Origin of the sequence: Nostoc sp. UIC 10630 (genome assembly GCF_010747425.1) — a bacterium.
In the GTDB taxonomy this organism is placed as follows: Bacteria; Cyanobacteriota; Cyanobacteriia; order Cyanobacteriales; family Nostocaceae; genus Nostoc.
This window is the reverse complement of record NZ_JAAGOG010000016.1, coordinates 20,733-42,196: the sequence shown is the minus strand read 5'-3', so window position 1 is coordinate 42,196 and position 21,464 is coordinate 20,733. Positions and strand designations below refer to the sequence as shown.

The following is a 21,464-nucleotide window of genomic DNA, read 5'->3' as shown; positions in this document are numbered from 1 at the left end:
GAATCGGATTGACTTATAGTTATGGGAGGCATAGTTCAGAGCCTCCCTATAAACATTTCTAGCTTCTATCTAAGAATGAGAGTAATAAACTATTATTAGCTATAGTAAGCTAATAAATTGCTATACGCTGCCTCTATTTTTTGCAACTGAGCTATTACATCTTCCTGTAAGTTTTTTAAACGATTGAACTCACTCTCACGATTGATTTCGCGGGTTTGTTTCTGTTTGACTAAATTATCTAATTCAGATTTGCGAGAGACAATATCATCGTTGATCCGCTTACTCACTTCTCTTTCGTAAGAATCAAAACACTCTTTTACAGCACTGTATACAACCTGAGATTGCTCGTGTGCTACTTGAGGTAGATGTTTAACTAATTCTTTCTTCGCCGTTTTAACTAACTCCCTACGTGCTTGATCTGCTTGCAAAAAGCCTACTCCTAAGCCTAGCAATGCAAACCCGATTGGGCCAAGCAAAATACCCGTCACTGCTGTAATTATCCCGCCAATACCAATTACAGTGAAGTAGTTTAACAAGATATTTTTCCAATCAAATCCGGCCCCAGCTAGTGCGAAACCAGCAAGATTTCCTTTAGACAGTGATAACAATCCCATTGCCCATTTTGCCCAGCCGGGAGAGTTATCTTCTTCAGCAGCAGTAGTAGTATGTACCTTTACATCTTTTCCGGTGAGCTTTTCCGTAATTTGGTCTGTGATTTGATTGTAAGATGCACCATATTGTGATGCACTGCGAGAAAGTTCTTTAAAAGCTGTGTTAATATCTTTTTCAGCAGTTAATGTCCAAGCCGCAGATTTGTCGGTAATATATTGCTCAAAGGCTTTTTGCAGTGCAGTGTTAAATGCTTCTCGTTTCCCACTACTGAGAAAATCAAACAGATTTAATTCTGGCTGATAGCGTAAGAAGTCGTTTTCAAAGGTATTACCTAAGTTTAAAACGTAACTGCGGAAAGATTCAGAAATCGTTCTTGCTTGAGTGTCTCTGGTATTGATAATTTCTTTTTGGAATTCATCTCGGATACCTGTAAGTTTGTTAAACTCAGGTTCTACTGAATCAATCCGTTTTTTTAATTCATTTACATCTTGGTCAAGTAATGGTATGCGTCTAGCAACTGCTTCGCGGGTATGATTGCAAGCTTGTCTAGCTAAGGTTCTGACCTGACGGAGTTCTGCGATCGCACGTTCTCTGGTAAGAAAAGTATTAAGCGCTTCCATAAACTTCGGAAAGCCAGTCCCATCTAAATCAGCTTGAGGGTTCTTCAACCGTCGTCTGAGCGCTTGAATTGACGAAAGCTCAAACACTCGTTCGTCATAAATATTCTGACCTTCTACAGTACAATATTCTGCTAAATTCGCGTTAAATACTTGCCGCAATCTATTCTCCGATGCTTGTAATTCTTCAACATCATCAGGATCAATCAATGATTCCCGCACCTGATCCCAAGCGTTAACTAAAAAGAAAACTGTCAATCCCCGACCTTTGATATAATTTTCTAGGTAGCGACGCTCACCCAAGGTACAAGGTTGAGAAGCTCTCATCACAAACAAAATTGCATGGCAGTTATTTACATAACCCAAAGATAATTCGTTTCGCGCTTCTGTATCATTCAATCCTGGGCTATCGACAATTTCAATTCCCTTTTCTAGTAGCGTTAAGGGATACTCAACTACTGCATAATCGACATCAGGAAAGGCTTGTTTTTTCTCCTGCTCTAGTTTTTTAGCTTCAGCCGGGTCAATGGTATATTTATATTTAAAGTTCTGAAAGTCTAGCTGTTGCGGACTTTTTCCATCATTAAAATGAATGGTAACTTTTTTTTCTGGCCCATAACGTAAAACTGTTAACACTGCTGTACAAGGGTTAACATCGCTTGGTAATAAGTTTTCACCAATTAAGGCGTTAAGAAAAGTACTTTTTCCCCGCTTCATATCGCCTAATACTAAAAGGCGAAATACACCTTGACGAAGGTTTTTACTAGCTACTGTAATATCTTCAATATCTCGTTCTAAACTGAGCTTTCCTGATGAAGAATCTCCAGCTAACTCAGCTTGATTAATTGTTTCAGCCAGTTTACTTAAACATACAGACATCTCCGATCGCACTTGAGCAACCCGCTCTAAATCTTGGATAAATCTGTCAGTTGCTACCTGATTTGTCATAAAAATTACACCTTTATTAAAGATTGGTTTTTTTAGATTCCAAAAATAATTTGTAAGATATCCATCCCAACGCCCCAACAATAATAAACCCAGCCAATACTGAGGCTATTCTGACTGCAACTAGCGCTACCACACCAAGAGCAAAAAGCTTTCCACCCAGAATCACTTTTTTCATCCAAGGTTTCTGGGTATTTTCTGGCTGATGCTTTACAGTTTGATGAAAAGCCGCATCGGTAGTATGGATGTTAGTTTCCATTTCCCGGAGTCGCAATTCAACTTCTCGTTCCCGTAATAAACGTTCCCGGTGTTCAAGTTCTTTTTGGCGATCGCTCTCAGATGTCATCAATATCCGCTCCGTCTAAAACCAAGAAAAGATGTCAGCATTTACTCGCTAATAATGCTGTATCGTAACTCACCTAAATATTTAAAAACCCCAGTAAAATTACTATTTAAATTTTCATTACCTATTAAATTTATAGAGTTAGTTACCACAAAATGCACCTGCTTTCCAGAATCAAGGCGAAGTGCCTAACTACTAAGGTGCGATCGCATGATCGTATTAGACATCTCCAGAAATTAAATATGCGTTACCCAGAACCCATGTATAGACGTAGCATTGCTACGTCTATACATGGTTATGCCGTCTGTTTAGAAGTTGCTTTTAAGTCTGCGGTCGATTTTAACCGGGTGATGGTGGCTTTACGAATGCGATCGCTTTTGCGTACCCCGCCTGTCATTTCGTATTCCCGGCTATCTTTGCCATACTTTGACACCACACCACTAACTAAGCGTTCTGAGGTTTCGCAAATGCTCTTTTCAAGGGTTTCTATTTTTGCCTTTGCCGAATCAAGGGCAGTTAGCATCATATTATACTGGTCGATCTGGCTGCGGAGTTGTCCGGTTAACTGGATTAAATTGTTTAAACTGATAGAATCACCAAAGTCAAGGCTGGAATCAATCGATTTAAATCCGATTACTCGCTTTTCGGTTTTTTCTAGCACGGAAGAGCTTCTTTGTTTGCGTGGCATCAATCTATGCTTTTTACTAAACTTTATCTTTCTAGAGTGTCTCAATGGGACAATGTAGCGGTTCAGTAAAGCTTGCAAAAAGAGGTATTTTTTTAAATAAGATTGGATTGCTAGCTCAGTAATTGCACGATGCTAGACAAGAAATCATTGAGAATAGACTTGTGTTCTGACAGAATGGACTTGTGTTTTGACAGAATGGACTTGTGTTCTGACAGAATGGACTTGTGTTCTGACAGAATGGACTTGTGTTCTGACAGAATGAACTTGTTTTCTGACAGAATGAACTTGTTTTCTGACAGAATAGACTTGTGTTCTGGCTGAATGAACTTGTGTTCTGACAGAATGGACTTGTGTTCTGAACGAATATAACAATCAATACAGCCACATCCTTAACAACACCACAGATTTGCCCCCATCTATCCTGATTTTATAGTTGAACTGCGATCGCATCAATGCAGTATCTTCGCCAGTCACGCGACTAGTACCAACTAGCTTATCGGCGATAATTTCAGGAAAAAGGTGATAATACGGTGAAGGTTACTCTGTAAACTCTTGCTGTTAGCCATGCCCCTAAACTTTACCTTCGCCCTCAGTCAACAGCAAACTTTTGAACTGCGCTGTGATTATGGCTCACGTCGCCTGGATAAAGCAGAGTTGGTAGCGCTAATTGATTTGTGTGAGCAAAATTACTATGCTCAACAAAGAGATCATCTACCTTATCTCACCCAGTTGGGACGGCAACTTTATCAATGGCTGGATGGTAAAGAAGGATGGGTGAGAAAGGCGCTGGATGAGGCGGATGAGCAAACGATTAATCTAGATTTGATTCAAACTAGCGAAGCGCAGGGGTTGAACCCGGAAACAGAACGTGTGGCGTTGGGATTGGCACATTTGCCTTGGGAATTGCTACATGATGGTGCAGGGTTTTTAATAGAACACCAGAATCTTTCCGTTTTACCAGTGCGTTCTGTGCAGCAGCGTCAAACCCAAGTGATTGGCGTGCAAAATCGCCCCTTGCGGTTGTTGTTCATGGCAACTTCTCCTGAAGATCCGAGAGTTCCACCACTAGGGTTTGAGCGGGAAGAAGCGAACATTTTGCAAGCAATCAAAGATCAGAATCAGACCATAGATTTGATTGTCGAGGAAAGCGGCTCGGTTGTAGAGTTAGCTAACTTGGTGAAATCCTATCCAGAAGACTATTTTGATGTCTTTCACCTCACGGGACACGGGATAATTTATACACAAAAAGGCTACGATTATTTGCTGCCAAAGGGTGCAACGCTTGCAGACAATACCCCCTGTTTCATCACTGAAGATGAAGTGGGGAATATGCAACTTACTACCGTCAATGATTTAGCAAAAGCCTTTCGGGGACGCTGGCCGCGTGTAACTTTTCTCTCTGGTTGTCATACGGGACAGGTTTCTAACAAAGGGACAGTACCCTCAATGGCGCAGGCATTGGTGAAGGCGGGGGCAGGTATAGTTTTAGGCTGGGCGCGTCCGGTGTATGACCGCACGGGTATTGTAGCGGCACAGGCACTTTATCAAGCTTTGGCGACAGGGGCAACTGTTGAAGAAGCAGTCAAGGCGGCGCAGCAGGAAATGATTGAGAAAGAATGCACCGACTGGCATCTGTTGCGGATGTATCGGGATACGCGCCCTATTGCAGAACTGGTAACACCTTTAAGAACAAGAAATCGTGAAAAGCTGAAGTTTACACCGTCAGAGCAAGAATTTTTGGATGAGAATAATCAAGTTAAAGTTGCCAGTCAGTTTGAGTTTGTCGGACGCAGACGACCTTTGCAACGGTGTCTCAAGGCTTTGCAGGAAAGCAGCGAGCAAATCGGTGTGTTTATTGCGGGGATGGGTGGACTGGGCAAAAGTACCTTGGCGGCACGGTTATGTACGCGAGTGCAGATGCAGCGTTCTAACTTTGCGCGAGTCGTGTTGATTGGGCCTTTGGATGAGATAGGTTTGCTGACTAAGCTTTCTAATAAGTTTGAGCGATTTGCAGATGTGCCCGCACTTTTGAATGAACCAAAGGTGTCTCTCAAAGGACGGTTGCAAAACTTTTTTGAAGCAATAGAAAAAGAACACAACCAACCTTTACTGCTGGTGCTGGATGACTTTGAGCAAAATATCCCTGTTAAAGATGGCTCACTGCGGATGACGGCAGAGGCTTACGAGATTTTAGGGGCGATTTGTGCGGCATTGGAGGAAAATGGGGCAGAAAGTCGGCTGATTGTCACCTGTCGTTATTTGAAAGAAGACACCTTGCCACCCCACCGCCTGCACTTAGAATCTTTGGCAGGGATGAGCAGTAGTGATATTGATAAAATCTGCTTTCCTTTAGATAAAGAAGTTAGGCAACAGTTAAGAACTCAGCGAATTATTCACATTGCTGATGGTAATCCCCGCTTGTTGAAGTGGTTGTTAGAGGTGATTCAGCAACCAGGAATAGCGGCGGATGAATTACTGAATCGGCTGGAGGCGACTGAGCAGAAATTCCGTGAAGATATTTTGGCACAAACTCTGCTGGATGCTTTGGAATTGGAAGAACAAAAGTTTCTTGCACGGTTGAGTGTGTTTCATCTGCCCGTGCCAGAGGAGATTTTTGAAGTTTTTATTGCTTCCCCCACATCTTCTGAGATCCCCCCAACCCCCCTTAAAAAGGGGGGCAATATTCCCTCCTCAACCCCCTTTTTAAGGGGGTCGGCGCAGCCGGGGGGATCTCATGCTTGGCTTGTTCAAAAATTAACCAAACTCGTCAGCCTTAGCTTAGTTGAGTCTGCTACCACTCACGCCAACCAGCCAGCGAGTTACCGGGTGACGACAATCTTAGAACCATTGCTAGAACCAGTGTTGAGTGGAGAAGAGTGGCAAGCAACCCGACAGCAAGCGGTGAAGAAAATTCATCAAGCTTGGTGGGAGGAGAATGAACTAAAAACAGAAGCAGAATTTCTGGAAATTGTGCGGTTGGGATTACTGGCAAGAGAAAAGGAAATTACTGTCAGCATTGGGAATTGGATTGCAATTAGTTGGGTGAATAATTCTCGCTTTGTGGAAGCTTTGGAGTTATGTCAACAAATTCTGGCAGTTTTTCAAGACTATCGCATCTTGGGAAGCATCGCCCGTGTAGAAGTAGTTTTAGGTTTTGTGCAAGAAGCTGTTAACCATTATCTGCAAGCCTTAGACCTTTGCCCTGAAGAAGAATTGCAAGCAAAAGCCACTACCCTCAACGATATAGCTCACATAATTGCCCAACAAGGGGACATCGCAACAGCGATCGCACTTTGGGAGCAATCCTTGGAAATATCTGAGCAGATTGGGGATGTTCAAGGTAAAGGCATTACCCTCAACGATATGGCTCAGGTAATCGCCCAACAAGGAGACATCACAAGAGCGATCGCATTTTGGCAGCAATCCTTGGAAATATCTGAGCAGATTGGCTATGTTCAGGGTAAAGCCGCTACTCTTACAAATATGGCTAGTGTAATCGCCCACCAAGGGGATATTCCAAAAGCGATCGCATTTTGGCAGCAATCCTTGGAAATATATGAGCAGATTGGCGATGTCCAAGGTAAAGGCATTACCCTGGGCAACATGGCAGGAGTAATCGCCCACCAAGGGGACATTCCAAAAGCGATCGCACTCTGGCAACAATCCTTGGAAATACTTGAGCAGATTGGCGATGTCGGAAACCAAGCCAATAGCCTGAGCAACATGGCACTGGTAATCGCCCAACAAGGGGACATTCCAAAAGCGATCGCACTCTACAAGCAATCCTTGGAAATACAACAGCAGATAGGCGATGTCCAAGGTAAAGCCATTACCCTGGGCAATATGGCAGGAGTAATCGCCCACCAATACATCCCAGAAGCGATCACACTTTGGCAGCAATCCTTGGAAATACTTGAGCAGATTGGCGATGTCAGAAACCAAGCCAATAGCCTCAACAACATGGCAGGAGTAATTGCCCAACAAGGGGACATCGCAAAAGCGATCGCACTTTGGGAGCAATCCTTGGAAATACAACAGCAGATAGGCGATGTCCAAGGTAAAGCCACTACCCTCAGCAACATGGCAGGAGTAATCGCCCAACAAGGGGACATCGCAAAGGCGATCACACTTTGGGAGCAATCCTTGGAAATAAAGGAGCAGATAGGCGATATCAAAGGTAAAGCCATTACCCTCAACAACATGGCACTGCAATTCGCCGACCAAAGGGACATTACTAGAGCGATCGCACTCTGGGAGCAAGTTGCTTCTACACTTGCACAAATACGCGCTTATGGTGATTTGGTAACAGTTCTGAGTAATTTAGGCGTAACGGCTGAAAGCAACGGTTTGGTTTATTTAGCTCAAGCAATCTGGCTAACGCTGAGGATTCAAGCTCCTTTAGTAGATACCATTCAGTTAATTAATGCTTTATGTAATAGAGTGCCTCAAGGTGATGAACTAGAAGCTTTGCTAGGAGCAACTTCAATATTATTTTGCAACTACCGAGGTGAAGGTCATCCGCAGTTAGAGGAACTGCAAAAGCTTAGTTCCAAGATTATATCAGGGGCGGCAAATGCCCAAGGAATTGAAACGCAGGAAGCTTTTGAAGCTTGGTATGTCCAGCAACGGCTCAATGATCATGAATATTTCCTCCCCCGACTCAATCAACGCCTAGAGGAGATAGTCGGCAATGGGTGGTTGTTTGACCGCAGTCAAGTTTCAATGGATAAATAAGGGGAAATGCGATCGCGTTAATCTTAAATTAATCGCTAAAAATATAACCAGTTTATGCAATCCCTAAATATCATACTGCCAGATGCGATCGCTAATGCTCTCAGTGCTTACATCGGCGATCAAGAAGTTTCTTTACCTGCTAACGCTATCGTAGAAAATGCCCTCGAAGAATTCCTCAGCCAACGTGGTTATTTACCTCCACAAAAGCAAGGTTTACGCCTTACTCCTGCACCCAAGGGAAGCGGATTTAAAGATACGTCAGTAAATCACGATAAAATTCTAGCTGAACAAGCGTTTTTGCAGTCATTGCCACCAAACACACCTTGAGAGCCGTAATTGCTGACACTGGGCCTTTATATGCTGCTGTAGATATAGACGACCAATATCATGAGCGCTCCCAAGCCGAACTACAACGTATAAATACAGAAAATTTAATAATCCTAGTTCCCTTTCCTGTTTACCTGGAAACATATAATCTTTTGCTATATCGTCTCGGAACTGAACAAGCGATTAGCTTTGCTAGACAATGTATAGGAGCAGTTCATTTCGTCAATCCTTCACAGGAACAATATATGGCAGCAGTTGAAAAAGCTGCAAGTTTTCCAGATCAACGGATTACCGTCTGCGATGCTGTCACTGCAGTTTTGTCAGAAGAAATGAAGCTACCAGTGTTGACGTATGACTTTCATTTTGATCTGATGCTGGCTCAGGTATGGCGGTAAACAACTATGATTATTGTTGGATTGCTCAGAGACAAAATGCGATCGCGTTAATCTTAAATTAGTTGCTGGCAATATAACCAGCTTAATGAAATCCTTAAATATCACACTGCCAGATGCGATATGGAACCTCAACTAATACAGAGTTCTCCTGAAATTCTTTCTGGTACACCCGTTTTCTATGGAACTCGCGTACCAGTACAAACATTGATTGATTATCTCAAAGCAGGCGAGAGTGCTTCGCATACGCTTCGCGAACGCCTTGACGACTTTCTAGAAGATTTTCCCACTGTGAGCCGCGTACAGGCAACAGCGTTTCTCGAATCACTCTGCTGTAAAAACAAATACCGCTCTTAATGCCTCTAAGCTAAGAGTCGGATAGTTTCTAGCACTTGTTGTTTTGTCCATCCCGCAGCAAACAAACCCAATAAGAACTCTACAGATAAACGAGTTCCTTTGACAGTCGGTTTACCCAGCAGAATTTTAGGATCTGAATGAATGTACTGTTGCCAGTCCATAGTTTTTACTCCGACTAAGCTACAGCTATTGTTGCACAGTATGATTTTTGTTGGGTTGCTCAGTGGATAAATGCGATCGCGTTAATCTTAAATTAATTGCTGACAATATAATCAGTTTATGCAATCCCTAAATATCACACTGCCAGATGCGATCGCTTAGGTAACTATGATTATTATTGGATTGCCGAGTGGGGAAATGCGATCGCTATAAGCCAAAATTTTTATAGATACTCACACAGGTATAGTCAAAATGGATATTAAAAATGGCTTCGTCGGCGCTGTTGGCAACACACCCCTGATTCGCTTAAACAGCTTCAGTGAAGAAACAGGGTGTGAAATCCTTGCAAAAGCTGAATTTCTCAATCCTGGCGGTTCCGTCAAAGACCGCGCCGCACTTTACATCATCGAAGATGCAGAAAAAAAAGGTTTACTCAAACCTGGTGGCACAGTTGTAGAAGGAACTGCTGGTAATACTGGCATTGGACTGGCGCATATTTGCAACGCCAAAGGCTACAAATGCCTAATTATTATTCCCGATACCCAATCACAAGAAAAAATAGACGCACTGATCGCATTAGGCGCAGAAGTCCGTCGCGTTCCTGCCGTACCCTACAAAGACCCAAATAACTACGTCAAGCTATCTGGCAGAGTCGCTGCTGAGTTGGAAAATGCTATTTGGGCGAATCAGTTTGATAACCTAGCCAATCGCCACGCCCACTACGAAACCACAGGGCCGGAAATTTGGAAACAGACAGATGGTAAAATAGATGCATGGACAGCTTCAACTGGTACTGGCGGTACTTATGCTGGTGTAGCATTGTACTTAAAAGAAAAAAATCCAGCAGTTAAATGCGTTGTTGCCGATCCACTGGGTAGCGCACTTTATAGCTATATCAAAACCGGCGAAATCAATATAGAAGGAAATTCCATCACCGAAGGTATCGGAAATGGTCGTGTCACAGCCAATATGGAAGGCGCACCTGCTGATGATGCCATCCAAATTGATGACAAAGAAGCTTTACGAGTAGTTTACCAACTGCTGAGGAAAGATGGGCTGTTAATGGGCGGCTCAACGGGGATTAATGTTGGCGCAGCTGTTGCTCTAGCGAAGCAGTTGGGGCCAGGACATACCATTGTCACCATCTTGTGTGATAGTGGTTCCCGGTATCAGTCGCGGATATTCAACCCTGAATGGCTAGCTTCAAAAGGACTTTCAATAGATTAGTCATTAGTCATTAGTCATTGGTCATTAGTCATTGGTCATTGGTCATTGGTCATTAGTTATTGGTCATTAGCAAAGGACAACTGACAAAGGACGAATGACTAATGACATAGACGCGCCAGCGGCTTCCCGTAGGGTAGGACAAAGGACAAATGACAACTCAACCATCAAACTTCCCGACAATAGACCAACCCTCTTCTTCTAAATGTGTGCGGGTTTGTCAAAATCGCACCTGCAAAAAGCAAGGTGCAGCCAAGGTTTTTGCAGCTTTTACAGCTTTGCCGATTCCTGATGTAACGATAACGGCTAGCAGCTGTTTGGGGCAATGTGGCAATGGGCCAATGGTGCTAGTATTACCCGATATGGTCTGGTATAGCGGCGTTAAACCCCATGAAGTATCTCTACTGATAGAAAATCATTTGCTAGGTGGTCAAAGAGTCAAACAGATGCTCTATTATCGGTTTCATCCCCAGAAAGAAAGCTAAATTTTCAATATCAGGGTCTGTAATCTTGTTGACTGAAGCGAGGCATCCAATGAATATCCAACAGCTGCGTCAATCCTTAAAACAAAACTGGCTGATTTACTACGAGCAAAATATTACCTGGCTAGTCAAAATGCGAATTTGGGGCACTTACGATGGTCTGCGCCGTCCTTTGTCCGGTTTTATTTTGGCAACACTGTCTGTTTTAGAACCCCAGTTTGATGAAATACTTGCTTTTATGCTGGATCTGAATAACGATCCAGATAAAATAGTTGCCGCTTTAGGTCTTAACTTTAATCCTGATGAAGAGTTACGTTTAATAAAATCAGAGCATTCTCTGACTACAAGCCAAGTTGAAAGCGAGTCGCCAGATGAGAAGCATTTTGAGGATAAACATCTGTCATCGGCTGTAACTGCCAGCAAAATTGTGCCTAGTTCTCTTGCCAAGACTCTAGACTCCAACTTGTCACGGACTGATGCACTTGTGCCATCCTTTACGGCTACTGCTGAGGTAGTTCGCACACGCAAACCTGAGTTAGCTGTTGCATTTGCTACTAAAATCGCTCCAGATACTCCGGTTAAAATGCCAAATTCTGGTTTCCTAAGCGAATATCAACCACTACGTAGCGACTTTGCAACTTCTCGTCAGACATCACCCCTTGAACGCCTCCCTTCAGGAATGACCAGTGAGGTTAACAGCAAAGCCAAAACTATGCCATCCGTAGCATTAGCTACTGAGGTTAAAAGCAACGCGCCATCTGTCCGAATCCCTGTAGGGGCATTGCTGGCAATTACCACTGAGATTAACAGTAATGGTAAACCAGTGCGATCGCTAGCAATTACTACTGAGGTTAAAAGTAACGGCAAACAAGCGAATATTCAACCACAAAATGTTAAAAGCAAAGTGAATTTACCAACCACTAATGCCCGTAGTTTAGCTTCTTGGGTAGATGAATTTTGTTACGGCGCTAGAAATAAAGAAGAAGATATTTTGACTTGAATTACTTATGGGTACTCGTGAGAAACAAAGGGGATTTCTATGACTTCACCCTCAGTTTCTCCCACTTTAACTTTTAAGCCTACGCCACCAGCTTTGGTGCGAATATAACCTAGTCCAAAATAACCATCAGCCGTTTCTGTGTAACTGGTAAGTTTGCCGACCTTTTCGTCTCCCACTGCGATCGCACTTCCAACTGACGCAGGGGCACTGAGGCGGATACCCAAAAGGTGTTGTTTTACACCTTTATATGTATTTAACCGAGCAATGGTTTCTTGCCCAATATAGCAACCTTTAGTAAAAGAAATTGTTTGCCACAAACCAACTTCCAGAGGATTGTAATCATCTGTGAGTTCAGCATCTGGGGCGGGGCGGCCTTGTAAGATTCGCAAAGCATCCCAGGCGCGATCGCTCATCTCTACCGCCCCAGCTTCTAACAATTTGTTCCATACCGTTACTTTGTCAGTATAAGGGAAAGTTAAGGTGTATCCGGGAGCCGCTAACCCACTACCCACAGCAATCCGTACTCCCTCAGCCGGAGCGATCGTGTATACTTGGTGATTACCGTAAGGTTGCCCAATGAGTTCGCCAATACCCAATTTTTCTAAAACAGCGTCGCTTCCTGGGCCAATGAGGCTAAAGGTGTTGGTGTATTCTGTGATATCAGATAATTCCACCTTGTCGGCATAGAAAATATATTTATCCAGCCATTCCATGAGATATTGGCGGCGGTTAGGTGAAACTAGCAGGATTACCGCATCTTCTCTAACGTAGGCGGTTGCTAAATCAATTGTTCTCGCTGTAGAAGTGACGAAAACCGTATCACAACCTTGTCCTGGCTTGAGTATTTGGAAATTGTTAGTACTTTGGTTGTGTAAGAAATTGAGGCGATCGTCGCCAGATACTTTGATCCGTCCCCAGGCGGTGCGATCGCATATTGCAACCCCAACTCTGGCGGCTTGGATTGCTGCTGCGTCTTTATCGTCAATTGTAGATGTTGGCATGGTGATGATAAGTTGCCCTGTTTTAATGTTGTCGCACTGGAAATCTTAACAAATAAGCGTTTCCGGCTTCAATGGCGAAGGGATGAAAGGAATTATGCTGATAGCGATCGCTTAAATTACGGAAAGTACGTCTTCAGGCATTTATTCATCTGTTGCCGAAGTTAATTGATGCTGCTCCAATACAGTTCGGATAAGCATTTTTTACTTTTCTTGTGGTCTGGGTAAAGGTTAAGGGTTAAAGAGGAAAGGATGTATTCAAAACATGAGTCCCTTTCCCCTTTCCCCTTTAACCGAACCGTATTGAATGCTGCTCCAGAATAGACAAGAATTATCCATGCGTAACCTATGAACTGTAAACAAGAGGTTGATAATTAGATATACGGTGTTTGACAACAAGCTGCTCTGTATCTACGCATCCTCTAGAAATATACTTTTTCAGCAACTTACCCACAATCGAAATACCTTGTTCAATTTCCTCTGGCGAGAGACAAAAAGTTAGACGCATCGCCGGATAACCCTGTTTATCGGGGAAAAATGCCGAACCGCACGCCAGGTAGACATTTTCTGCAAAAGCTTCGTTACGAATTGTCCCAATCGGAATATCATCTGGTAACTGTACCCAGAGAAATAATCCTCCCGTGGGAACTGTCCACCGGATTTCTTCAGGGAAATAACGCTCTAAAGCTTGCAGCATTATATTACGACTTTGCAGATTATCTGTGCGAAGTCGGCTGAGGTGACGGCGGTAATGTCCTGAAGCGAGATATTCGCTAACTATTGTTTGCGAAATACTGGATGTGTGCAAGTCATGGAGCAACTTCCGCTCAATAATTGCTTGATAATGCTTACCTGTAACTACCATATAGCCCACTCGTAAACCAGGCATTAAAGTTTTAGAAAAGGTGCTTAAATAAGTGACCAAATTATTTTTATCTAAAGCTTTAATAGGTGCTGGCACAGCATCAAAATTTATTCCTTCATAAGCATTATCTTCCAAAATATGGCACTCATATTTTTCTGCTAATGCTAGTAATTGTTGACGATGATTTTGTGTTGTCGTCAATCCTGTTGGATTGTGAAAAGTACTAATTGTATAAATTAATTTCGGGCGGTGGCTGCGGAGATATTGCTCTAATAAATCTAAATTCATTCCCTCCGCAGTCATGGGAATACCAATAATCTTGGCTCCTAAGTTTTCTAAGATAGAAATTGCACCATAATAAGTGGGAGCTTCCACAATCACCCAATCACCAGGTTGTACATAATAATTCATCGCTAATGACAACCCTTGCTGAGAGCCATTAGTAATAATTAAATCTTCTGGAAAAACCTCTAATCCTTGATGTACTAACATCTGAGCAATTTGTTTGCACAGAGTTAGTTGTCCTTGAGGCATCTCATGGGGAAAGAAAATCTCAGCATCGTCTTGTCTTAATGCTCGTCTGGCAATGAGGTTAATATCTTTTGGTGGACGAGGATAACCGTAGCCAAAATTAATTATTCCTGGCTGTGTTTGTGCTTGCACCAGTGGAGTGTACATATCATAAAAAGAACACTTTCCTGGTTTTGTAATTATGACATTTTGGGCTGGAGCAAATTTAGATTCTAGGTTAGTGCTTTTAAGAGGAATGCTACTGACAAAATATCCTGAACCTTGACGAGCAGAAACAATCCCATCTGCTTCTAAAACGTTATATGCTTCAATAACCGTGAGTTTATTAACTTGTAAACTTTCTGCCAGAGAGCGAATAGAAGGGAGGCGATCGCCACTTTTGAGTGCGCCAGATTTAATCAGATGACTGATGCGATTGTGTATCTGTAAATAAATCGGTTTAGATGATTGCCGTTCTAATAAAATGTTCATTTTGGCGCACTCGTCAATGACTAAATAATCATCAATACTGGCAATATAAACTATTTTTACCAACTTTACCTAGTACAGTTGAGGTTTTTTTTACTATACCAGTTGTAATGCGCCTTAACTGTACTAGATCAAATTGTCCAAAACTGTACCTTCTCAGTTGAAAAGTATTACGTGAAAGTAAAAGTAATAGTTCACTGTTTATTAGGTGCTTTCACTATGAATAAATTTAATGTTTTGTTAAATTTACAAAAATATTGGCAACATTTTGTCATTTGGATGGCTAGTGGATCTGACCTCCAAGTGTGGCACGAATCAGACTGGCGTGGTCATATTTCTTCTTGGCACGCCTACGATCCGATGACAGGACGCTCTGCCTGTTTTGGTTCTGAAGAAGAAATGCGAATTTGGATTGATAAATGTTATTACAGATAAAATCTTTTGCCAATCAATCTTATACTTTGCGTCCTTTGCGTCCTTTGCGTCCTTTGCGGTTCGTTCTCTTATCCCTCAAAATTAATGGGACAGACTACTAGGAGACTTTACCAAAGCCGCCTCCCCCAGGAGTTTCTATCACAAAAACATCTCCAGGTTTCATCTCTACTGTTGCTGTACTGTCTAAATTTTCTTCAATTCCATTTTGACGTTGTATCCAGTTGCGTCCAACAATTCCGGCTTGTCCACCATTTAATCCAAAAGGAGGAATAACTCGATGTCCAGAAAGAATATTAGCTGTCATGGGTTCTAAAAAACGGATGTGGCGGACAACTCCATTACCACCTGAATATTTTCCTTTACCACCGCTATCAGGACGGAGGCTAAAGCTTTCTAAAAGAACAGGATAGCGGGTTTCTAAAACTTCTGGATCGGTCAAGCGAGAGTTAGTCATGTGAGAATGAACCCCATCAGTTCCATCAAAATCAATTCCTGCTCCAGAGCCGCCGCAAATAGTTTCATAATATTGATATTGCTCATTACCAAAAGTAAAATTATTCATCGTTCCTTGAGAAGCAGCCATCACACCCAAAGCGCCATATAAAGCATCAACAATTGTTTGAGAAGTTTCTACATTACCCGCTACCACTGCTGCTGGATAGGTTGGATTCAGCATACAGCCGACTGGGATAATAATTTCTAGAGGGTTAAGACACCCGGCATTCAGAGGAATATTATCATCAACCAGAGTCCGAAAGACATACAACACTGCTGCTTGAGTTACAGCTTTCGGAGCATTGAAATTACTATTTAGTTGCTCAGAAGTTCCAGTAAAATCAATAGTAGCACTACGGCTTTCTTGATGAATTGTCACTTTTACTTTAATTGTTGCCCCATTATCCATCTCATAACTAAATGAGCCATCTTTGAGAAGGTTGATAGCCTTTCTGACTGATTCTTCAGCATTAGCTTGCACAAACTTCATATAAGCTTGAACAGTTTCAATTCCATATTGTAAAACCATTTTATAAAGTTCTTGTCCTCCTCGTTCATTTGCAGCAATTTGTGCCTTAAAATCAGCAATATTTTGGTCAGGGTTACGAGCAGGATAAATATGATTTGAAAGATGCTGTCTTACTGCGGCTTCTCGGAAACTGCCATCTTCAACCAACAGAAAATTATCAAAAAGAATTCCTTCTTCTTCTACTGTGGTGCTGTGAGGAGGCATTGAACCGGGGGTAATTCCACCGATATCTGCTTGATGCCCACGAGAAGCAACAAAAAATAGGGGAGTGGCGAATGAAGTATTTTCACAATTCTCTAGAAAAACAGGAGTAATTGCAGTGACATCAGGAAGGTGGGTTCCGCCGTTATAGGGGTTATTAGATAGATAGACATTTCCTGGTTTTAGGGTGCCGCCTTTATCGTTAATTAAACTTCGGACACTTTCACTCATAGAACCTAAATGTACAGGAATATGGGGGGCATTTGCCACTAATAATCCCGATGAGTCAAAAATAGCACAGGAAAAATCTAGCCTTTCTTTGATATTTACAGATGTTGCTGTGTTTTGTAAAACAATCCCCATTTGTTCGGCGATAAATTGATAGAGATTCTTGAATATTTCTAAACGGATGGGATCGGGTTTAGTTGTTGTGTACATATTTGACTCCTATTATTTACTAAGATTATCTACTAAAGTGATTAAAGTAGTTTAATGAAGATTCATCCTGCTACACCTGATGACGTATTACTAATTTTTTCCTTTATCCAAAAAAAGTCTGAGTTTGATAGAAACATTGGTGCTTACTCTGGTGTACTTCAAGTGACTGAGGAGAAAATACGTAAAACAATTTTTGGAACAGTACCTTTCTCTTACATTTTATTTGCAGAAACCTCAGAGCGTGTGGTTGGGTTTGCTTTATATGGATTCAGATACTCATCTTTTGTAGGGCAACCGAGTATCTGGCTTGATGATTTGTATGTGGACGAAGATATGAGAAGTCAGGGAGCAGGAGCCGCGTTAATGAGTTATTTAGCTCAAGTTGCAAAGGACAATGACTGTACCCATCTTGCTTGGAATGCTGATGTTCGCAACAATCGCGGACTTAGTTTTTATGATAGGCTAGGTGCAAAAGTTACGGAGCAGAAAAGTAATCGCTGTTTTTTAACCTGGACACCACAAATACTTGCTGTATAAGCAGTTTATAGGCGCTGTAAAATTAGATGATTATATTCAGTTAATATTGCTTGCCAATTAGGTTCCACTACAATTGTGCTAATTTTTTCTACGATAATCGCAGGCCCATTAATACTATCTTCTGGTTGTAAATCTTCTCGTCGGTAAACAGGCGTATCATGCCATTTATCAGCAGTAAACATCCTTACTATCTCAACTGCTTCGGGGGCTTCAAATAGAGAACGTGTACGAGTAATTAAGGATTCTTCAGGAGTATCCATTTTCTGAATTACTTCTACTGAGACGGATTCAACAATTAAAGTTTTCTCTAATTGAATGAAACCATAACGTGATTTATGTTCATTCTCAAATTTTTGCCGCATCAATACCACATCATCGGCAAAGTTAACGCTTAAAGTAGAATTAGTTCCTTCATATTTTAAGTTAACTTTTCGGACGATTTCTGTTTGAACATTAGCTTCATTTATTTCATTGTTAGCTTGAGTTTCTAAATATTGCATTAACTGGTGTAATTTAGGAATTAATGTTTGAGTTAAAGGCTGTTCTACTCCTCCTTCTCTAATCGCTCTGACATCTGCTAATCCCATTCCATAGGCGGAGAGAACACCAGCATAAGGGTGAAGAAATATCTTTTTCATTCCCAAGGTATCGGCAATTAAACAAGCAACTTGCCCGCCTGCGCCGCCAAAACAACAAAGCACATATTGGGTGACATCATAACCTCGTTGTAGACTGATTTTTTTAATTGCGTTTGCCATATTTTCTACTGCGATCGCAATAAATCCAGCCGCTACCTGTTCGGGAGTACAATGATTTAATGTCGCGCTTTGAATATTTTGGGCTAATTGGGTAAATTGCTGAATGACAGTATCTTTATCTAAAGGTAAATTCCCATCAATTCCAAAAACCGAGGGAAAATATTGTGGGTGGATTTTGCCTAACATCACATTAGCATCAGTAACCGTTAATGGCCCGCCGCGTCGGTAACAAGCAGGGCCTGGATTTGAACCAGCAGATTGAGGGCCGACACGATAACTAGAACCATCAAAATAGAGAATTGAACCGCCTCCAGCCGCAATGGTATTAATTGCTAATACGGGAACTCGCATCCGCGCCCCAGCAATTTCTGAATCTAGTTGTCGTTCATACTCTCCTTTAAAGTGGGCGACATCTGTACTTGTCCCTCCCATGTCAAAGGTAATAACTAACTCAAAACCTGCTCTTTTACTACTTTGTACTGCACCGACAATACCACCAGCCGGGCCACTCAAAATACTATCTTTGCCTTGAAATTGTTCGGCTGCAACTAAACCGCCGTCAGATTTCATAAACATCAATTTTACTCCAGGTAACTGACTCGCTATCTGGTTGACATAGCGACGTAGAATCGGAGTTAAATAAGCATCGACTACTGTTGTATCTCCTCGGCTGACTAATTTCATTAACGGACTAACTTGATGAGATACAGATATTTGTGTAAAGCCGATTTCTTGCGCGATTTGGGCGATTTGTTGTTCGTGTTCAGGATAGCGATCGCTGTGCATAAAAACAATAGCACAACTCTGAATTCCTGTGTTGTAAACTACTTGTAATTCGTTTTTGGCTTGTTCAATATTTATCGAGATTAATTCATTTCCATGAGCATCATAACGTTCGTTAATCTCAATCACCTGCTCATAAAGCATGGTTGGTAAAACGATATGACGAGCAAAGATGTTAGGACGGTTTTGGTAGGCAATACGCAGTGCATCTTTAAACCCTTTGGTAATGAGAAGAACAACTCTGTCTCCTTTCCGTTCTAAAAGTGCATTTGTTGCTACTGTTGTCCCCATTTTTACCACTTCTATCGCTTCAGTAGGAATGGGTTCGTTGCTGGAAATACCCATAATATCCCGTATACCTTGGATGGCTGCATCTTGATATTGTTCGGGATTTTCTGAAAGAAGTTTATAAACTATAATCCATTGGCCTTTAGGTAGGGAAACAATTAAAAAACGTTCAGGATACCTTGATAGTCTGTCTATAATTGCCTGATTATTAGTAACGGCAACAATATCTGTGAATGTACCACCGCGATCGGCAAAAACCTTTAACATAATTATGTTTACTCAACGCTATACAGGAAGCATAACAATAGGTTATAAAGTCTTTCTACTTCAGGTGTGGAATATTTTTCTACAGATGTAGAATCTTAGATTGTCCACTGCCATTTATGCTGTTTTTTATTCCATTTTACAGCTACTATTTCTGCTGGAGGATTGATGCGATCGCCATTTTTTTCAAATTGGATAATTCCTGTAACTCCTTTCACTTGTTTTTTGTCTTCTTTGAAATATTTGTTCATCTGTATCAATAAAGATTGGCTATCTATAATATGAAATTGCTCTAACATTCTCAGAATGATTAATACTGAATCGAAAGCTGTTGCACTACGCCATGTTAAGTTTTCTTCTCCCCATAATTGAGTGCCTAATTGACAAAATTTTTGCCCTAGTTGATTTTTGCTATTGCACCCATTTGTCTCACTTTGCCAATGCCAAGGAACACAAGCTATTGTTTGACACTCATTTTGATTCACCAAATTATACTGACTTTGCTCATGAATCCAATGAAGAACATTTTCATGGTAAAAAGTTGCTGAACCAGCTATTAAACAGTTATTGATTTTTAATCTACTAATCAATCCAGCATTATCAAGAGAATTAGGTTCAATTCCTCCATCAGGGATTATGATAATAATATCAACATCATTCTGTTTAATATCTTCTAGATAAGCTTGAATCTGATAATAGTTTTCGCTGATATAACTGCATTCTTTTAAGAAAGTAAGTTGTTCACTATATTGCTCTAGAGATTTCTTAATAGTATTTCTGTATGAAGTGCTATAGCTACTATTTTTGTTATAGATAATAGCTACTTTTTGATGAGTTTTACCAGATAATATTTCTGTCAAATAATGGGCTAATTGTGTGGCATTTATGCTATCTTGAGTAGTCAGTCTAAAAAAGGATAAACTTTCACCTCCAGATAAATGAGAAAGTTCATTAGAGGTACTACTAGAATTTACTAAAATTAGTCCATTTTGAGAATATAACTGTAGTGCCTTTTTAGTCATTTCACTTGAATAGTGACCAATGATAGAAATTAAGTTTAATTGTGGCGCTAAATTTGCTAAATTCTCTGCTGTTTGGCTATATGGCGCATATAAATTATTAGGATCATTGACAATTAAAATCCTCAAAGCTATCCAATTATCTGTATTATTTAGAGTAAAAAATTTTTCTGGTTTTATTTCATCTAAATCTATATCCTTTTCTAGCGAAATTCTCTCAAAGCTTTGAAGATTTACTTGGAGTTGAATTTGAGCGATTCCTCGTAAAATTTCAGCCGCAACATGACCTTGATTATGATAAAATGGCACAACTACAGCCAAAGTATAAATATTAATTTTTTTCTCTTGTAAAAAAGATTGCTTGTATTCGATTAAACAGTTATTGATATAAATCAGGACTTCTGGATTACCTTGACCATAAACTTCTTTTTCTTTTTTCCAAGCCCAAATGAGGCACTTTAATGCTTGATAATAAAGTCCTTGTTGATAAAATTTATTACCTTGAATCTGTAACTCAACAATATCTTGATTTGGGGGAGAAAGAAAAATTTGTCTGCCAAAACTACCTTGAAAGTTATCATTGTTTAATTGAGGAGCAGTCTGCAATTTATATCCGTTATTGGGATGAAGTAATAAATTAAGAAGCTTAACCCACTTACCAGCTATCTGCTCTTGGTCAATTTGCATTAGTTCTGCTATTCTGGGATAAATATTATTACTCAGTCTGTCTCTAATTTGTTGGTCAGATAAATTGAAGATTTTAGCTATATCTTGTCGAGAATGTCCCAATAGAGATTGACAAATGATTTCCTTGTCAAGTTCACTGATTTGTCTTTTGTTTGAAGCTGTCTCTAATTTCTGAAAGAAAAGGTCAATATTAATATTTAGCTGTTGTATAACCTGTTGACAGTTTGAACACACCATAATTATCTATCACCCTTTTTTCAAAATGATAGTCTAATTCCTAACTTAGAT

18 protein-coding genes are annotated in these 21,464 nt (G+C 41.0%); 9 read left to right on the top strand and 9 right to left on the bottom strand.

Annotation, left to right across the window (positions count from 1 at the left end; genetic code table 11):
- Positions 1-95: 95 nt before the first annotated feature.
- The 3 genes from G1O98_RS06725 to G1O98_RS06715 all read right to left on the bottom strand — a co-directional run bounded on the left by G1O98_RS06725 (position 96) and on the right by G1O98_RS06715 (position 3,205).
- Entirely contained in the window at positions 96-2,177 is a 2,082-nt protein-coding gene (locus tag G1O98_RS06725; protein ID WP_163927885.1) for a dynamin family protein, read from the bottom strand.
- A 16-nt stretch (positions 2,178-2,193) separates the two neighbouring features.
- Positions 2,194-2,520 (bottom strand): DUF3040 domain-containing protein, encoded by a 327-nt coding sequence (locus G1O98_RS06720; protein ID WP_163927883.1) that lies wholly within the window; start codon positions 2,518-2,520, stop codon positions 2,194-2,196.
- Positions 2,521-2,812: 292 nt separating this feature from the next.
- On the bottom strand, positions 2,813-3,205 hold the full coding sequence (locus G1O98_RS06715) for a hypothetical protein (RefSeq protein ID WP_114085712.1): 393 nt from the start codon (positions 3,203-3,205) through the stop codon (positions 2,813-2,815).
- Positions 3,206-3,769: 564 nt separating this feature from the next.
- Here G1O98_RS06715 and G1O98_RS06710 point away from each other — a divergent pair.
- The 4 genes from G1O98_RS06710 (at position 3,770) to G1O98_RS06695 (ending at position 9,015) form a co-directional block, all read left to right on the top strand.
- Positions 3,770-7,939: a tetratricopeptide repeat protein gene (locus tag G1O98_RS06710; RefSeq protein WP_163927880.1), complete on the top strand. Its 4,170-nt coding sequence runs from the start codon at positions 3,770-3,772 to the stop codon at positions 7,937-7,939.
- Between the two features lie 54 nt (positions 7,940-7,993).
- Positions 7,994-8,266 carry a hypothetical protein gene (locus G1O98_RS06705; protein WP_163927878.1) on the top strand — a complete coding sequence of 91 codons (273 nt, stop codon included), beginning with the start codon at positions 7,994-7,996 and terminating at the stop codon, positions 8,264-8,266.
- Positions 8,263-8,661 (top strand): type II toxin-antitoxin system VapC family toxin, encoded by a 399-nt coding sequence (locus tag G1O98_RS06700; protein WP_163927876.1) that lies wholly within the window; start codon positions 8,263-8,265, stop codon positions 8,659-8,661. Before G1O98_RS06705 ends, G1O98_RS06700 begins: the two co-directional genes overlap by 4 nt.
- A gap of 120 nt (positions 8,662-8,781) precedes the next feature.
- The gene (locus G1O98_RS06695) at positions 8,782-9,015 is read left to right on the top strand and encodes a DUF433 domain-containing protein (protein ID WP_163927874.1); all 234 of its coding nucleotides are present in this window, start codon (positions 8,782-8,784) and stop codon (positions 9,013-9,015) included.
- Between the two features lie 5 nt (positions 9,016-9,020).
- On the opposite strand, the gene G1O98_RS06690 is transcribed toward G1O98_RS06695, so the two are convergent.
- On the bottom strand, positions 9,021-9,176 hold the full coding sequence (locus G1O98_RS06690) for a DUF433 domain-containing protein (RefSeq protein WP_243458370.1): 156 nt from the start codon (positions 9,174-9,176) through the stop codon (positions 9,021-9,023).
- Positions 9,177-9,426: 250 nt separating this feature from the next.
- Between G1O98_RS06690 and G1O98_RS06685 the strand changes: the two genes are divergently transcribed.
- From G1O98_RS06685 to G1O98_RS06675, 3 genes are all read left to right on the top strand, one after another.
- Complete coding sequence (locus tag G1O98_RS06685; protein WP_163927872.1) at positions 9,427-10,401, top strand: cysteine synthase A; 975 nt, start codon at positions 9,427-9,429, stop codon at positions 10,399-10,401.
- 149 nt (positions 10,402-10,550) lie between these two features.
- Entirely contained in the window at positions 10,551-10,883 is a 333-nt protein-coding gene (locus G1O98_RS06680; RefSeq protein ID WP_163927870.1) for a (2Fe-2S) ferredoxin domain-containing protein, read from the top strand.
- A gap of 49 nt (positions 10,884-10,932) precedes the next feature.
- A complete protein-coding gene (locus G1O98_RS06675; protein WP_163927868.1) occupies positions 10,933-11,880 on the top strand; it encodes a DUF5331 domain-containing protein in 948 nt (315 codons plus the stop codon).
- A 5-nt stretch (positions 11,881-11,885) separates the two neighbouring features.
- On the opposite strand, the gene G1O98_RS06670 is transcribed toward G1O98_RS06675, so the two are convergent.
- Both G1O98_RS06670 and G1O98_RS06665 read right to left on the bottom strand, forming a co-directional pair.
- The gene (locus G1O98_RS06670) at positions 11,886-12,881 is read right to left on the bottom strand and encodes a folate-binding protein YgfZ (protein WP_163927866.1); all 996 of its coding nucleotides are present in this window, start codon (positions 12,879-12,881) and stop codon (positions 11,886-11,888) included.
- A 343-nt stretch (positions 12,882-13,224) separates the two neighbouring features.
- On the bottom strand, positions 13,225-14,808 hold the full coding sequence (locus tag G1O98_RS06665) for a PLP-dependent aminotransferase family protein (RefSeq protein WP_345940532.1): 1,584 nt from the start codon (positions 14,806-14,808) through the stop codon (positions 13,225-13,227).
- A 153-nt stretch (positions 14,809-14,961) separates the two neighbouring features.
- Here G1O98_RS06665 and G1O98_RS06660 point away from each other — a divergent pair, with 153 nt between their 5' ends.
- Positions 14,962-15,177 carry a hypothetical protein gene (locus G1O98_RS06660; protein ID WP_163927862.1) on the top strand — a complete coding sequence of 72 codons (216 nt, stop codon included), beginning with the start codon at positions 14,962-14,964 and terminating at the stop codon, positions 15,175-15,177.
- Positions 15,178-15,274: 97 nt separating this feature from the next.
- Here G1O98_RS06660 and G1O98_RS06655 read toward each other — a convergent pair whose 3' ends face one another.
- Positions 15,275-16,840 (bottom strand): hydantoinase B/oxoprolinase family protein, encoded by a 1,566-nt coding sequence (locus tag G1O98_RS06655; protein WP_163927860.1) that lies wholly within the window; start codon positions 16,838-16,840, stop codon positions 15,275-15,277.
- Positions 16,841-16,894: 54 nt separating this feature from the next.
- Here G1O98_RS06655 and G1O98_RS06650 point away from each other — a divergent pair, with 54 nt between their 5' ends.
- The gene (locus G1O98_RS06650; protein ID WP_163927859.1) at positions 16,895-17,377 is read left to right on the top strand and encodes a GNAT family N-acetyltransferase; all 483 of its coding nucleotides are present in this window, start codon (positions 16,895-16,897) and stop codon (positions 17,375-17,377) included.
- Positions 17,378-17,382: 5 nt separating this feature from the next.
- Here G1O98_RS06650 and G1O98_RS06645 read toward each other — a convergent pair whose 3' ends face one another.
- Both G1O98_RS06645 and G1O98_RS06640 read right to left on the bottom strand, forming a co-directional pair.
- Positions 17,383-19,473, bottom strand: coding sequence for a hydantoinase/oxoprolinase family protein (locus G1O98_RS06645; RefSeq protein ID WP_163927856.1), 2,091 nt, complete (start codon positions 19,471-19,473; stop codon positions 17,383-17,385).
- Positions 19,474-19,568: 95 nt separating this feature from the next.
- Positions 19,569-21,413, bottom strand: a complete 1,845-nt coding sequence (locus G1O98_RS06640) for an ABC transporter substrate-binding protein (protein ID WP_163927854.1) — start codon at positions 21,411-21,413, stop codon at positions 19,569-19,571.
- Positions 21,414-21,464: the final 51 nt, after the last annotated feature.